The sequence below is a fragment of the Pelagicoccus sp. SDUM812005 genome, from assembly GCF_031127875.1.
Lineage (GTDB): Bacteria > Verrucomicrobiota > Verrucomicrobiia > Opitutales > Opitutaceae > Pelagicoccus.
Window position 1 is genome coordinate 132,197 of the sequence record NZ_JARXIA010000018.1, and the last position, 14,121, is coordinate 146,317.

Below are 14,121 nucleotides of genomic sequence, written 5' to 3' on the forward strand. Positions count from 1 at the left end.
GCCAACAATATGAGCCAGTCAGATTCTGAGAGTTTTGGAATGGGGAACTTGCCGGAGGCCTTGGGGGTTTCGGAGGCGTTTTTGGATTTCCAGCAGCGGCTTTCGGCGGTGGCGAAGATCGACCGTCCGGTGCTGTTGATTGGCGAGCGGGGGACGGGCAAGGAGTTGGCGGCGGCCAGGCTGCACTTTTTGTCGCAGCGTTGGCAGGGGCCTTTGGTGGCTCTGAACTGCGCGGCGCTGTCGGAATCGGTGCTGGAGTCGGAGCTTTTCGGGCACGAGGCGGGAGCGTTTACGGGAGCGGTGAAGCGTCGCGAGGGGCGCTTCGAGGCGGCGGACGGGGGCACGCTATTTCTCGACGAGATCGGGCTGGTGTCGATGACGGTGCAGGAGAAGATCCTGCGGGCGGTGGAATACGGGGTGTTTCAGCGGGTGGGCGGCTCGTCGTCGGTGAAGGTGAACGCTCGCATCGTGGGGGCGACGAATGCGGACCTTTCGGAGATGTCGCGCGGAGGTAAGTTCAAGAGCGACCTTTTGGATCGCCTGTCCTTCGACGTGATTTACTTGCCGCCTTTGCGGGCTCGGCGGGAGGACGTGGAGTACTTGGCCCTGCACTTCGCGAGCGGGATGGCCCGCGAACTGGAGATGGCGTCGGTGCCGGAGTTTAGCGCGGGCGCTTTGGAAAGCCTGCAGGCCTACGATTGGCCGGGCAACGTGCGCGAGTTGAAAAACGTGATCGAGCGCAGCGTGTACCGCAGCGGGGGCGGTAAGATTCGGAAGATCGAATTCGATCCGTTCGTCAATCCGTACGCGGATGAAGACGTATCCAGAAAAGCAGACAAAGGAGAAGAGGTGGAGGAGGCGGATTTGTCGCAGCCGCTGCATGCCCAGGTGAAGGCGTTGGAGCTGCGCCTGCTGCGGAAGGCTTTGATGGAGTCCGGCTACAAGCAGCAGGATGCGGCGAATCGCTTGGGGCTGACTTATTACCAGTTTCGAGCTTTGTATCGGAAGTACAAGGACGAGTTGTAGCGGGTGTTTGCAAATGCCCCATGCTCGGCCCTCCGCAAGAGGGTGACGAAAAAAAGCCGAACCTGATCGGTTCGGCCTTTTTGTACCAATAGTTTGGTTACGCGTTAGGAGAGCTCTAGCTTTTCCTCCAAGGTTTCGAGGGCCCGTTTGATGGCGGTCTCGGCGACATCGGAGAACATTTCTCCAGCGTCGCGGGGCGTGGTGACGGTGATGCCGGAGTTTTGTCCGCGAACGACGCCGAGGTCGTGGGTGACGCCGTCGTTGTCGACGTATTCAGCCTTGGCGCTGAAGCTGTAGAAGTTGGTGCGGGAGCGTTCCCAGTCGATGACGCGGAAGATCAAGTATCCGCTGTCCTCTTCGTCGGGGAGCACGTTGTATTCGATTTCGTAGTCGTCGATCCACTCCTTGCGGTCTGCAGCGTCGGCAAATGCATTGTGCAATAGGTCGTCGCGGGCGTTGCTCATCTCGACGAGGGCGGCGCCTTCGAGATCGTCGAAGTAAACTTGTAGCTCCTGTTGGGCTATGGGCTCGCCTTCCTCGGGCGTGGCGAGGGCGGAGGTGAGCAGGGTGAGTCCGGTAGCTAGGGCGACGCAGCGCTTTGCTACCTTGGAGCGGAATGTCGTCTTGTCGTCTATGCTGTTTTTCATGGTATTTCTGGGTTAGGGTTCCGGGCCCGCGAGCGGGGCCCGTTTTCGTTTCTCCCAGTTACTTGCTAGACGCGTGCCAACTTGCTAGGGCGCCTCGCGGTGGAGCTCTCGGATGAGGTTCGCGACGAGGGCGGTCCAGCCGGTCTGGTGGCTGGCTCCGTGGCCTTTTCCTGTTTCGGGGTTGAAGAACTCGTAGAAGAGCTGCGGCTCGTCGTTGTCGAGGGCGTGGAGCTGCGGGCCTTGGAAGGGGCGTCGCCCGTCCCCGTTTTTTTTGAAGAGCAGGACGAGGCGTTTGCGGATGTCCTGGGCGCAGTATTCAAGCGATCGATACTGGCCGGATCCGGTGGGGTATTCGATCTCGAAGGAGTCGCCGTAGGCTTTGTGGTAGCGGTCGAGGGCTTCGACGAGCAGGTAGTTGACGGGCAGCCAGATGGGGCCGCGCCAATTGGAGTTGCCTCCGAAGAGGTGTGTATCCGAATCGCCGGGACAGTAGCGGAGTTCCAGTTGTTCGCCGTTCACGGCTACGGTGTAGGGTTGCTTTTCGTAGACGCGGGAGAGGGAGCGGATGCCGTAGGGGGAGAGGAACTCGTTTTCGTCGAAGACGTAGCCGAGCAGGCGGGTGAGGCGTTCCCGGTTGGGCAGGGCCAGCAGGCGTGTTTGCCCGATGCTGGAGCTGGGGAGGGCTTCGACGAAGCGGGTGATGTCCTTGCGGTTGTTGAGGTACCAGTCCATGCGCTTGCGGAAGCCCGGCAGCTCGTCGAGGGTTTCCTGGGGGATGGAGAGGGAGGCGATGAGGGGGAGCAGGCCTACGAGGGAGCGTACCCGCAGGGTGGTGCGGCTGCCGTCGGGGTGTTCGATCTCGTCGTAGTAGAAGCCGTCCTCGTCGTCCCAGAGCCCGCCGTGGGTGAGGTGGTTGGCGGCTTCGCAAATGCTCATGAAGTGCTCGAAGAACTTGGAGGCTAGGTCGGAGTAGGTCTTGTCGCAGTGGGCCAGCTCCATGGCGATGGAGAGCATCTTGGAACAGTAGAAGGCCATCCAGGCGGTGCCGTCGGCTTGGTTGAGGACGGCGCCTCCGGGCAGGGGCTTGGAGCGGTCGAAGAGCCCGATGTTGTCGAGGCCGAGGAAGCCGCCGCCGAAGAGGTTGCGTCCTTCCGGGTCCTTGCGGTTGACCCACCAGGTGAAGTTGATGAGCAGCTTGGAGAAGGCCCGTTTGAGGAAGTCGAGGTCCGGCTGGCCCTTCGCTTTTCCGTGCAGGTAGACTTCCCAGCAGGCCCAGGCGTGAGTGGGCGGGTTGACGTCGTCGAGGGCCCATTCGTAGGCGGGCAGTTGGCCGTTGGGGTGCATGTACCACTCGCGCAGGAAGAGCAGGAGCTGCTGCTTGGCGAAGTCGGGGTCGAAGTCGGAGAAGGGCAGCATGTGGAACGCGGTGTCCCAGGCGGCGTACCAGGGGTACTCCCACTTGTCCGGCATGGAGAGGATGTCTTTGTTGAAAAGGTGTTCCCAGTTGTGGTTGCGGCCCTGCTTGCGGGCGGGCGGGGCGTGGGCGACGTCGCTGTCGCCTTTGAGCCAGTCGTGCACGGAGTAGTGGTAGAACTGCTTGGTCCAGAGCAGGCCTGCGTAGGCGGCCCGTTGGGTGGCGCGTTCTTCGGGATCGGCGGCGGCGGTCAGGGTTTCGTCCCAGAAGCGGTCGGCTTGGCTTTGGGCGGTGGCGAATGCGTTTTCGAAGTCGGTGCCGAAGAGCTGGGTCGGCGTTTCGTCCTCGGAGTGGAGGCGTACGGGGATGGTGACGGCTTGGCCGGCGGGGATTTCCAGATCGTAGCGGGCCATGGCAAGGGTGCCTTGGCCTTGGCCGAGCATCACGGCGTCCGCTTGCTTTTCGACGATCCAGCGATGGAAGGAGTCTTTGGTGTAGGGGGTGTAGTTGTCTTCGCCATACAGGACCTTGGAAGCGGTTTCGTTTTCGGCGAGGCCGATGGTGGGCTCGGTGCCGTCGGAGGCGGGTCCGGCAGCGAAGCGGAAGCGCCCTAGCCCTTCGCGGTTGAGTTCCAGGCTGCTGGGACTGGTGAAGATCATCTTGGGCTTGAGGGAGCAGCCTTCGTGTTCGCAGCCCCAGATCCAGGTGTTGCGAAACCAGAGCTTGGGCAGGGCGGTGATGGCGGCGGTCTCCGGTCCGCGGTTGGTGACGGTCAGGCGCAGGAGGACGTCGTTGGGGCCGGCCTTGGCGTATTCGATTTGGATGTCGAAGTAGCGGTCGTCGCGGAAGGCGTCGGTATCGGCCAGCTCGAATTCCGGGTCCTGCAGTCCGCGCTTGGCGTTTTCCTGTCTGAGTTGCTCGTAGGGGAACTCCGTTTGCGGGTACTTGTATAGGGCTTTCGAATACGTGTGGGTCGGGGTGGAGTCGAGGTAGTAGTAGCGCTCCTTGCAGTCTTCCCCGTGGTTGCCTTGTTCTCCGTTGAGGCCGAAGAGGCGTTCCTTGATGAGCGGGTCCTTGCCGTTCCAGAAGGCGGGGGCGAGGCAGAGGCGGCCCTGCCGGTCGCAGAATCCCGAGATGCCGTCCTCGCCCCAGCGGTAGGCGCGGAGGTGGGCGTGCTCGAAGGGGAAGTGTCGCCAGGCCTGGCCGTCGGCGGAGTAGTCTTCCCGGACGGTGCCCCATTGCCGTTCCGAAAGGTAGGGGCCCCAGCGTTTCCAGTTTTTCTCTCGTGTTGCGTCCTCTGCGAGACGTTGCTTTTCGCTTTCGCCGATCATGGTAATTTGAATACGTTTGTTAAGTTGTTTAGGCGGATTGTTTCTTGAGTCGCTTGAGGAATTCGGCGGCAGCGGGACTGAGCTTGCCGCCGCGCTTCTTGAGCAGGCCGATCATGCGCTTGGGGGCGGGGTGCTTGAAGCGGAGGAAGGAGAGGGCGTTGTTCGGGTGGTTGGAGACGGCCATTTCCGGAACGATAGCGACTCCTAGGCCAGCCGCAACCATGGAGAGCTGGGTGGGGAGTTGCTCGCACTCGAGGGAACTGGAGCGGTCGCTGCGCTGGCAGAGCCTTACGGTCTGGTCGCGCAGGCAATTGCCTTCGCTGAGCAGGATGAGTTCGTCCTCGGAGATGGACTTGGTGGTGAGTTCGGAGAGGGAGCAGGCGGGGTGGGCGTTGGGTACGGCGAGCAGAAGGGGTTCGTCGAAGAGCTTGCTCAGGTGTAGGGAGTAGCGTTTGAGCAAGGCTGGCGCCACGTCGCTGACGACGGCGAATTCCAGGTCTCCCTCGACCACTTCCTTGAGCAGCTGGGAGGTTCGGGATTCGCGGGCCAGCAGGCGAACCTGGGGGTGGTCCGCCCGGAAGTCGCCGAGAAGGGGCGGCAGGAGGTAGGGAGCCATGGTCGGGATGATTCCGAAGCGGATGTCCCCCGCCATCAGCTCTTCGCGCATCCGAAAAGTGGATACTATCTTCTCTTGTTCCTCCAGGAGCCGATGGGCGCCGTCGAGGAGCAGCTTTCCCGAATCGCTCAGTTCGACGCCCTTAGGCTTGCGGATGAAGAGGGATTCGCCGAGCTCCTCCTCCAGCTTCGAGATTTGGTAGCTGAGGGACGGCTGGCTGAGGTGGCAGGCTTTGGCCGCCCGGGTGAAGCTTTGTTCGCGGGCGACGGCGATGAAACACTTTAGCTGGGTAAACTCCATAGAAAATGTCGATGAAGATGATTGATTCATTCGATTATGTCTATGGGAAAATCTATGTTAGTATCGGCCGCAGATATGAATCACAAGACCTCTAGACTGACAACTTCCGCAGGCAATCCCATCGCCGACAACCAGAATTCGCTGAGCGCCGGACCGCGCGGGCCCTTGCTTTTGCAGGACTACCAGCTGATCGAGAAGCTGGCTCACCAGAATCGCGAGCGCATCCCCGAGCGGGTGGTGCATGCCAAGGGCTGGGGAGCGTTCGGCAGCTTTACGGTGACGCACGACATTTCCCGGTACACCTGCGCCAAGGTCTTTTCCGAGGTGGGTAAGAAGACGGAGTTGGTTTCCCGTTTCTCTACGGTTGCGGGCGAGCTGGGTGCAGCGGATGCGGAGCGCGACGTGCGTGGCTTCTCCTTGAAGTTCTACACGGAAGAGGGCAACTGGGACGTGGTCGGGAACAACACGCCGGTTTTCTTCGTGCGGGACCCGTACAAGTTTCCTGACTTCATCCACACCCAGAAGCGTCACCCGCGAACCAACTTGCGCTCCGGCAAGGCCATGTGGGACTTCTGGTCGCTTTCGCCGGAAAGCTTGCATCAGGTGACGATCCTGATGAGCGATCGCGGCATTCCGGTGGCCCCGATGTACATGAACGGCTACGGTTCGCACACCTACAGCTTTTGGAATGCCGCGGGCGAGCGGTTCTGGGTGAAGTTCCATTTCAAGACGCAGCAAGGGCATCGTCACTACACCAATGCCGAAGCGACGGAAGTGATTGGCCGGAGTCGGGAGAGCTACCAGGAGGAGCTCTTCGGGGCGATCGAGAAGGGCGAGTTTCCGAAGTGGACGATGTTCGTGCAGGTCATGCCCGAGCGCGACGCGGAGAAGACGAGCTACAACCCCTTCGACTTAACCAAGGTCTGGCCGCATGGCGAGTACCCGTTGATCGAGGTGGGAGAGCTCGAGCTCAACCGCAACGCGGACAATTACTTCACCGATATCGAAATGGCGGCGTATTCGCCTTCCAACGTCGTTCCTGGTATCGGCTTCTCGCCGGACAAGATGTTGCAGGCTCGCGTCTTCTCCTATGCGGACGCGCATCGCTACCGTCTCGGTACGCATTACGAAGCGTTGCCGGTAAACCGTCCCAAGTCGCCGATCAACCACTACCACAAAGATGGGGCCATGCGCTTTTTCAGCAACGACTTTGGCAATCCCGACGCCTACTACGAGCCGAACACGGTGGCCGGTTCCGCCCAGGAAGATCCATCGGTGAAGGAGCCCGCGCTGCGGATCTCCGGAGATGCGGACCGCTACAACCATCGGGAAGGCAACGACGATTATACGCAGCCGGGCAACTTGTATCGACTCTTCAACGACGAGCAGAGGGCTCGCTTGCATCAGAACATCGCGGAGGCGATGGCCGGGGTGCCGGCGGAGATTGTCGATCGGCAGCTGAACCACTTCCACAAGTGCGATCCGGCCTACGCTGCCGGAGTGTCCGAGGCGTTGGGCGTAGCGTTTTCGCCGAAGGAGGAGGGTGTATGTCCAGCGTAAGCGTCGCTCCGGAGGTTTCCGTGCAGGAGCTGCAGCGCTACGAGGAGCTGCAGGTTCAGGCTCTCGACTTTGCTCGTCAGGGAGAAGTGGATACACTCGTATCTATGCTCGACGCGGGCTTGCCGGTGAACCTGAGCGACGAAAAGGGGAACACGCTCTTGATGTTGGCCAGCTACAATGGCCAGCTGGAGACGACGCGGGCCTTGCTGGAACGCGGGGCGGATACCGAGCAGCGTAACGATCGCGGGCAAACGCCGCTGGGCGGAGTCGCCTTCAAGGGGGATTGCGAGCTCGCGAAGTTGCTTCTTGAATACGGCGCGGACGTGAATGCGGACAATGGGGGCGGCAAGGCTCCGCTGCTATTCGCCACTATGTTTGGTCGCTTCAAGATGCGTCGCCTCCTCAAGCTCCACGAGGCCAAGATGTGGACGCCGAAGGCTTGAGGGCACCAGTGGAACCTCGCTGCAAGCGGCGCGAGCGATTGCTTTAACTTCGGGAAGCTGGGCGAGGGCTCAGCTTCCCTTTTTTTGCCTTCGGTGGGAGGCTTCCGCTTTTCTATTCGACAGAGGGCGGGCTTCGTTCGTCCTTTGGTTAAGGCCTATGAAGATTCCGTTCGACAATACCTATTCCCAACTTCCGGAGCAATTCTACCAGCGGCAGGATCCGGTGCCGGTGGAGAATCCGGAGTTGATTCGCGTGAACCGCTCTCTGGCGGAGGAGTTGGGAATCGACGCGGATTGGCTGGAGTCGAGCGAGGGTTTGGCCGTGTTGGCTGGCAACGCGGTGGCGGAGGGCTCGGAGCCGCTGGCCCAGGCCTACGCCGGACACCAGTTCGGCCACTTCGTGCCGCAGCTTGGCGACGGAAGGGCGATCTTGCTGGGCGAGGTGGTTTCGCGCTCGGGGCGGCGCTTCGACTTGCAGCTAAAGGGCTCGGGCCGTACCGCGTTTTCGCGGGCGGGCGACGGCAGGTCGGCGCTGGGGCCGGTGATCCGCGAGTATATCGTGAGCGAGGCCATGGCGGCCCTGGGGGTTCCCACGACCCGCGCGCTTGCGGCGGTGGCTACCGGGGAGCGGGTGTTCAGGCAGGAAGGCGACGTGGCTGGCGGCGTGTTTACTCGGGTGGCTTCCAGCCATGTGCGGGTGGGGACCTTCCAGTACTTTCAGGCGCGGGGCGAGGTGGAGTCGATCCGTCGCCTGGCGGACTACGTGATCGAGCGCCACTATCCGGAGGCTTTGCAGGCAAAGGAGCGCTACCTGGCTCTATTGAAGGGAGCGTTCGGGCGGCAAGCGGATTTGGTGACGCATTGGATGTCGCTCGGTTTCATCCATGGCGTAATGAATACGGACAACATGGCGGTTTCGGGGGAGACGATCGACTTCGGCCCCTGCGCCTTCATGGAAGCGTTCCATCCGGAGTGCGTATTTAGTTCGATCGATCGCAATGCCCGTTACGCTTGGGGGAACCAGGGCAATATTGCCTTATGGAACCTGTCGCGACTGGCGGAGGCCTTGCTGCCCTTGATCGCTGACGAACCAGCGGAAGCGGGTGAGAAGGCCGAAGCCGCCTTAGCGGAGTTTCCGGACCTGTTTCGTGGTCATTACCTGCGGCGCTTGCGAGCGAAGCTCGGGCTCGTTGGAGATGTATCCGACGATATGATACAACAAACCTTGCAGCTGCTCGCTGCCCAGGAGGTCGATTTCACCCTTTTCTTTCGTCGCTTGACGCAGGTCGCAAAAGGAGGGGATCGCGATCCCCTGGCGTCCTTGTTCTCGGATGCGGCAGCCTTCGAGGACTGGTTCGCGAAATGGAGCGCGGTGGAAAGGTCCGAGAGCGAGCTCGTTGCCATGCAGAGTGCGAACCCGGTGCTGATCCCGCGCAACCACCGGGTGGAGCAGGCCATCCAAGCAGCGTATGCGGGCGACTATTCGGTCTTCGAGCGTTTGCTAGCGGCCTATGCCCAGCCTTATGCGGAGGTGGCAGCTTACGCTGACCTGGAGACTCTGCCGAAGCCCGAAGAAGTGGTGCACCAAACCTTTTGCGGAACCTAGGCACCTCGATCCGCGAGGGCCGTTAGGGCGTGCTGCCCGTAACCTTGAAAACGCGGAAGAACTGAGGAGCTTGGCTAGAAAGGGTTGGAGTGAAGCTCGCCGCTTCGCCGGTGCCGACGAGGTTTTGCGAAGTGAGGAAGTTTCCGGAGGGGGAGTCGCCGCTTTGCAGTTGGTATTCGACTCCGTATTCGGAAAGAAATGACAGCTGGGCGGTGCCATTGCCTTGGATTCTGAACGCGAGGGAGATGGGGGACGCCAGGCTGTGAGGCGTTCCGCGGTGGTGTTCGATCTGGTGGGTGACGAGCTCGAAGGAGGCGTTGGCGAGCGTTGGTGTGGCGACTTGGATGTCCACGCTCAAGTCGAGCAGGGAGAGACTAAGGGCGGCGCTCCGTATTTGTGGGTCGACTACGCTGTAAGGGAAGTCGAGCAAAGCGATGTCGCTGCTGTTCGTGGCGTTCAGGTCGGAGTCGAGCGGAATGGAGCCGATGGCGGCTTTGGAAGGAAGGTAGGCGCAGAGGCGCGGTGCCCTTTGGGCGTCGCCATAGAGCGAGGCGAGGGGAGCGGTCTTGACGGCTGTGGCTTGCAGGGAGGCGTTTAGGCTGAAGAAGATGCTGGTCGCGTGCTCGGGATCGTCGGACTCGAGGGTGGCGTAACGGTTTTGTCCGTCGAGGCTGACGAGCTGGAGGCGTTCGCTAGCGAGAAGGTCGAAGCCCGCTTGCAGTTCTAGAGTGCCGTTGGTGGCGGATAGTTTTGCGAGGGCAGCGTCGGTGGCGAAGAGGCCGCTGGAGTTCGGGCTGGAGCCGGCGACGAGCAGCGAGTCACCGTCTCTGAAGACGGGCGAGCCGCTGTAGGAAAAGCCTTCGAGGGTTTGGGCGAATGCCAGTGCGCCGCTGGGGCTGAGCAGGACGAGATGTGTGGAGGGTACGCTGCTGAAGGGCTGGCCCGGGATGCCGACGGTAGTGTCCGGGAGGGCGATGAGGAGCTGTTCGCCGACCACGCTGGAGCGGTCTAGGGTGCGGCTTACGGTTTCGATGGCGAAGGAGCTCGCCCCGATGCGTTGTCCTTGGGCGCCGATGCGCAGAGCGAAGACGGTGTTATTGTATGTCGGCTTGCTCTGGTTCGGCTGAGATTTGAGGACGGTAAGGTAGAGTTGATCGCTGCCTTCTATGCTGTGAAGGCGGAGGGATTGGGTGGCTCCGTCGTTGGCGGAGCTAGGAAGGAAGCCGGCGGAACTGTATCGGTTTTCGAATACGAGCGTACCGTTGGCGTCGAAGACTGCTAGCTTTAGCTGGCTGTCGCGGTTTTGCAGGACGGCAACGCGGGAAGTGGAAAGGAAGGCGATGGACCGCTCCGTGGCGGAAGCGTCGAGGGCGTAGCGGAGGGAATACGCGGGGCTGGCAGTGGGGCCGTGGATGCGGGCGAGCTCTAGGTGTTGGTCTCCGAAGCGATAGGCGAAGGCGTGCGTGGGGCTGGCTGGGTCGGCCTGGAGGCTTAGCTCTTCCTCGCGGGAGGCGAGCGACCACAGCGGGGTTCCGGCTGCGTCTAGGCTGGCGAGGGAGCGGGTAAGCTCGCTTGAGCTGGCCGAGCGTTGGAAGGAGGCCGACGCGGAAAGGGCGTATCCGTTTCCGGCCGGGCTGATGGTTCCGCTGGTAAAGGGGGCGGCGTCGGGATCGTTGGAGCGGTACCAGACTGGGGAGCTGGTTTGGGCGTTGAGCTGCGTGAGGGTTGCGAGCAGGAGCAGCGGCAGGAGCAAAAGGCGGCGCGTGGAAGGATGAAGGTTCGGTCGCATAGAAGGGGGCTAGGTTTGGACCTTGTCTCCCGATTTCAACAAGAATGTAATTGGAATACTGATACGGGTTTGCGCCCTTTGTGACAAGTTCGTGTCTGCAACGTGTTGTGGCGATCGTTTCTCGTCAGGCCTTGGCGATTGGGGAACGTTGGCGGCTTCTAGTTTTTTGAACAAGGAGCCTAAACAAGCATGAACTTACCAACACAACTAAGGACCCTAGCGGGCGCCAGCGCTCTTGCGCTGCTCGGAGCGAACGGGCAGGCGGCGACGATTGAAGGTCACGTCCGAGACGACAGCCAGTCTCTCTATATCGAGGGGGCTAGCGTAACGATTCAGGAAACGGGCGCCTCCGTCTATTCAGAGCGAGGCGGACGATACGTTCTCTCGGATATCCCCGAGGGCGCCTATACGCTGGTCATGAAGGCCCAGGGCTACCCGCAGCAGACCTTGAAGGTGAGCGTGGGCGATGGGAGCGACGTCGCCGTGGCGAACTTCCTGCTTCGCGTGGACGTAGTGGAGCTGGAGGGCTTCACTGTTAAGGGTTCGATGATCGGGGAGGCCAAGGCCCAGAACATCCAGAAGTCCTCGCAGAACTTGGTGAACGCGGTTTCATCCGACGCGCTCGGGCAGTTCGTGGACCGCAACGCGGCGGAAGCCCTGCAGCGCGTTCCGGGTGTCACGGTGCAAGACAGCCAGGGCGAGGGCAAGTTCGTGATCGTTCGTGGCGCGGACCCGCAATTGAGCAATATCATGCTGGACGGGATCGAAGTTGCGACTCCGGAAGAGAACGGCCGCCAAACCGGTTTGAATATCGTGACGGTGGACCAATTGGAGCGACTCGAAGTATCCAAGACATGGTTACCGAATCAAAAGGGAGGAGTGATTGGCGGTACAGTAAACCTGATCACCCGCAGCGCCTTGGACCGAGGCCGCCGCTTCGGTTCGGTCGAGGCGGCCTACACGCAATACGACTTGGCGGACGACGCCAGCCACCGCTTTAACCTGACCTTCGGCGATGTGCTGGACGATTCCGACTTGGGCTTTCTTGGCAACAAGTTGCTAGGCGTGCAGTTTTCTGTGAACCTTTCGGAAGACCAGCGCGCGACGGAGACTTTGTCCGCAGCGTGGGATCCGTCCCCGGCGCCGCTCTTGCAGGGCGATCCGATTCTTGGATACGTTTTGAACGAAACCAACTTCAACGACTTCAAGATCGTGAGGGCGCGCAAGGGCTTCAGCGGTCGGGTGGAGCTCGGCTTGGCGGAAGAGCACGAGCTTTACTTGTCTTTCTCCCATAACGAGTTCGACGACGAAGAGACCAATCGCGAATCCGGTCGCGGAGCCCGGACCGGCGACAGCAACACCTACGCGGGCACGCGTCGTTTGACGCCGGAGATCGCGGAGCAGCTTGGCTTGGACTTGAGCGATCCTTTCAATGCGGATCGCATCAACACGATTGACCCGACCCAGGGTTCGCTCACTTATGCGGAAGCGATTCAGCTCGGCGACATCGTTTACGATCCCGAGCTCAAGCAGTACACGTCCTCCCGCTGGGGAGGAACGGTTTCGAACGAGTTCCGCAACGTCCTCACGGAAGACAAGATCTTTACCTTCCAGGTCGGGGGAGAGCATCGCTTCTTCGAGAGCATCGACCTGGATTGGAAGTATTACCAGTCGGATGCGGAGCAAAACCGAGTCTCGCGGGGCATCGTGCTGGCGGGCTCGGGCGTACAGGTGGAATCGATTTCCGGCGGCGACGCCAATCGTCCTCTGATCGAGTCCCTCTCCGAAGGTGCCTTCTACGACGCGACGCTCTTCCAGATCTCCGAAGACACGGCGGCAGGCCCGTACCATAACTTGGCGGACAGCGAGGATAAGCGCGACGGCTTCGAAGTGAAGGCTTCGACGGACTACGACTTCCTCGGTTTCCGCATGGAAACGGAAATCGGCGGGGCCTTCGACTTCCGCGACAAGAGCTACCAAGTGAACAATAACAACTACAGTAGCCCGCTCGGCGCTTTCGATGACGTATTGTATCCGCTGAATCGGATACGTCTTTCCGACGACGTTTTCTACGGAGGGGAGAGCGACAGCTTCGTGGATAATTTCGGGGAAGAGTTCCTCTACGGTCCGACCTTCGATGTGGACAGCACCTTGGCGTTCCTGCGCGATCCGTCGAGTTTCGGGGCGGAGTTCAGCCAATTGCCGAGCGAGATCAACTCGAACTTCACGGCTTCGGTCACCACGGACTACGTCGCCACCGAGGACATCATGGGCGGCTACTTCATGCAGACCGTACGTCGCGGCGACCTGCAGATCATAGCCGGGGTTCGCTACGAGAACACGGAGAACAGCTTCGAGAACCTCGCGATCACGACCCGAACGGCCGACGGCCAATTCATATCGCCCGCCTACTGGCGCTTCCTTGACGAGTCGGTTTATTCGAAGGTCGTCAACACCGAGCGCGAGTACGACTACTGGCTTCCCGCCTTGCACGCTCGCTACGACGTGAACGATTCCTTGGTGATCAGGGCCTCGGTCACGGAAACGATTTCCCGGCCGACCTTTACGGACCTCGTGCCGCGCGAGGTTCCGGGGATCAGCGGAGCCCTGTTCACCAACGTGATGGAGCTGCCGAACTTCGAGCTTCGCCCTTGGGAGTCGCGAAACTACGACTTCTCGGTCGAGTACTACTTCGAGCCCCTGGGCACGGCTTCGATCGGCGTTTTCGAGAAGGAGCTCGACGGACCGATCTATGCTGAACGCCGCGACGACGTGGGCCCGAACGACGAGACCGCCTATTATGCGGAGATCTACAACAGTACCGGAAGAAACGTTTCGCCCTATACCTTCACCCGTCACGTGAACGGAGGCGAGGGCGAGCTGAGCGGCTTTGAGCTCTCCTTCAACCGTAGCCTCAACATGTTGCCCGGATTCCTCGAGAACTTGGCGGTGGACGTGAACTACGCGAGCTTCGACTCCAGCGTGGAGCTGGTCACCTACGAGCGCTTGGGCGAGGAAGTTCCGCTTTTCCGCCAGCCCGACGAGACGATGAACTTCTCGCTCTCTTACGAGAGCGACCGCTTTTTCGTGCGGGCCAGCTACAATCGTCGCGGGGCCTACCTGAACAGCGTTCGCGGCGGCGGCACTATCGACGAGCTCGCCTTGCTCGACGAGCCGGCCAACGCCTTGGACACCTACGTCGGCGAGAGCGAGCGGGTTGACCTGATCGCCCGCTACCAACTGCGCGAAGGGCTGAACCTTTTCTTCGAAGGGACGAACCTGACGAACGAACCGCTTATCCAGTACCGCGGAGACGAGTCCCGCGTGACTTCTGTGCGCTATGCCAACCCAATCTACACGCTCGGCGTGAAAATGAACTACTAGTTTCG

At 61.0% G+C, this 14,121-nt stretch carries 9 protein-coding genes; 5 read left to right on the plus strand and 4 right to left on the minus strand.

Annotation, left to right across the window (positions count from 1 at the left end; genetic code table 11):
• The first annotated feature begins 9 nt into the window (after positions 1 to 9).
• Positions 10 to 1,026: a phage shock protein operon transcriptional activator gene (gene pspF, locus QEH57_RS19255; RefSeq protein ID WP_309008413.1), complete on the plus strand. Its 1,017-nt coding sequence runs from the start codon at positions 10 to 12 to the stop codon at positions 1,024 to 1,026.
• Positions 1,027 to 1,130: 104 nt separating this feature from the next.
• Here pspF and QEH57_RS19260 read toward each other — a convergent pair whose 3' ends face one another.
• The 3 genes from QEH57_RS19260 to QEH57_RS19270 all read right to left on the minus strand — a co-directional run bounded on the left by QEH57_RS19260 (position 1,131) and on the right by QEH57_RS19270 (position 5,364).
• Positions 1,131 to 1,673, minus strand: a complete 543-nt coding sequence (locus QEH57_RS19260) for a hypothetical protein (protein WP_309008414.1) — start codon at positions 1,671 to 1,673, stop codon at positions 1,131 to 1,133.
• A gap of 84 nt (positions 1,674 to 1,757) precedes the next feature.
• Complete coding sequence (locus tag QEH57_RS19265) at positions 1,758 to 4,418, minus strand: hypothetical protein (protein ID WP_309008415.1); 2,661 nt, start codon at positions 4,416 to 4,418, stop codon at positions 1,758 to 1,760.
• 28 nt (positions 4,419 to 4,446) lie between these two features.
• Complete coding sequence (locus QEH57_RS19270) at positions 4,447 to 5,364, minus strand: LysR substrate-binding domain-containing protein (protein WP_309008416.1); 918 nt, start codon at positions 5,362 to 5,364, stop codon at positions 4,447 to 4,449.
• Between the two features lie 45 nt (positions 5,365 to 5,409).
• Between QEH57_RS19270 and QEH57_RS19275 the strand changes: the two genes are divergently transcribed.
• The 3 genes from QEH57_RS19275 to QEH57_RS19285 all read left to right on the plus strand — a co-directional run bounded on the left by QEH57_RS19275 (position 5,410) and on the right by QEH57_RS19285 (position 8,943).
• Complete coding sequence (locus QEH57_RS19275; RefSeq protein ID WP_309008417.1) at positions 5,410 to 6,894, plus strand: catalase; 1,485 nt, start codon at positions 5,410 to 5,412, stop codon at positions 6,892 to 6,894.
• Complete coding sequence (locus QEH57_RS19280; RefSeq protein WP_309008418.1) at positions 6,882 to 7,337, plus strand: ankyrin repeat domain-containing protein; 456 nt, start codon at positions 6,882 to 6,884, stop codon at positions 7,335 to 7,337. The genes QEH57_RS19275 and QEH57_RS19280 overlap by 13 nt, the downstream gene beginning before the upstream one ends.
• A 157-nt stretch (positions 7,338 to 7,494) precedes the next feature.
• Positions 7,495 to 8,943 (plus strand): YdiU family protein, encoded by a 1,449-nt coding sequence (locus QEH57_RS19285; protein WP_309008419.1) that lies wholly within the window; start codon positions 7,495 to 7,497, stop codon positions 8,941 to 8,943.
• A gap of 22 nt (positions 8,944 to 8,965) precedes the next feature.
• Here the strand turns inward: QEH57_RS19285 and QEH57_RS19290 are convergent, their stop codons facing one another.
• Entirely contained in the window at positions 8,966 to 10,732 is a 1,767-nt protein-coding gene (locus QEH57_RS19290) for a hypothetical protein (protein WP_309008420.1), read from the minus strand.
• Between the two features lie 189 nt (positions 10,733 to 10,921).
• Here QEH57_RS19290 and QEH57_RS19295 point away from each other — a divergent pair, with 189 nt between their 5' ends.
• Complete coding sequence (locus QEH57_RS19295) at positions 10,922 to 14,116, plus strand: TonB-dependent receptor (protein ID WP_309008421.1); 3,195 nt, start codon at positions 10,922 to 10,924, stop codon at positions 14,114 to 14,116.
• Positions 14,117 to 14,121: the final 5 nt, after the last annotated feature.

Coding starts and splice junctions, on each gene's coding strand:
- QEH57_RS19285 (WP_309008419.1), top strand. CDS start 7,495: ATGAAGATTCCGTTCGACAATACCTATTCCCAACTTCCGGAGCAATTC.
- QEH57_RS19290 (WP_309008420.1), bottom strand. CDS start 10,732: ATGCGACCGAACCTTCATCCTTCCACGCGCCGCCTTTTGCTCCTGCCG.
- QEH57_RS19260 (WP_309008414.1), bottom strand. CDS start 1,673: ATGAAAAACAGCATAGACGACAAGACGACATTCCGCTCCAAGGTAGCA.
- QEH57_RS19265 (WP_309008415.1), bottom strand. CDS start 4,418: ATGATCGGCGAAAGCGAAAAGCAACGTCTCGCAGAGGACGCAACACGA.
- QEH57_RS19275 (WP_309008417.1), top strand. CDS start 5,410: ATGAATCACAAGACCTCTAGACTGACAACTTCCGCAGGCAATCCCATC.
- QEH57_RS19295 (WP_309008421.1), top strand. CDS start 10,922: ATGAACTTACCAACACAACTAAGGACCCTAGCGGGCGCCAGCGCTCTT.
- pspF (WP_309008413.1), top strand. CDS start 10: ATGAGCCAGTCAGATTCTGAGAGTTTTGGAATGGGGAACTTGCCGGAG.
- QEH57_RS19270 (WP_309008416.1), bottom strand. CDS start 5,364: ATGAATCAATCATCTTCATCGACATTTTCTATGGAGTTTACCCAGCTA.
- QEH57_RS19280 (WP_309008418.1), top strand. CDS start 6,882: ATGTCCAGCGTAAGCGTCGCTCCGGAGGTTTCCGTGCAGGAGCTGCAG.